This is a genomic window from Mesorhizobium sp. M3A.F.Ca.ET.175.01.1.1 (genome assembly GCF_004791945.1).
Classification (GTDB): domain Bacteria; phylum Pseudomonadota; class Alphaproteobacteria; order Rhizobiales; family Rhizobiaceae; genus Mesorhizobium.
The window spans coordinates 1-281 of record NZ_SRTP01000430.1 but is presented as its reverse complement, the minus strand read 5'-3'; the positions used below and the strand labels follow the sequence as shown (position 1 = coordinate 281).

The window sequence follows — 281 nt, the reverse complement described above, 5'->3', positions numbered from 1 at the left end:
GCCGCGTTCCTCAAAATCGGTATGGGGAAATTCCAGGAACGTCGCCATGATATCCAGGCTTTCAACCCTTAATGCCGTGAGATGGCTATGGGGATCGAACTCCGCCGCAATCAAGACGTCCGGGCCCACCATTGCCCGCATCCGCGACAGGAAATCCCCTTCAGGATCGTCATAGCCCTGCGCCACCATGGCGCGATGCAGGCCAAGAACCACATCATCGACCGGCAGGGCTGCCCAGAGCTCCGAAAGAATGGTGTCTCGCAGTGTTTCATACGTCTGGC

1 protein-coding gene is annotated in these 281 nt (G+C 58.0%); it reads right to left on the bottom strand.

The window, feature by feature from the left end; all coding sequences use genetic code 11:
- Nucleotides 1-281, bottom strand: a 281-nt coding sequence (locus EN818_RS32295) for a M81 family metallopeptidase (protein WP_135906774.1), incomplete at both ends; no start/stop codon positions are given.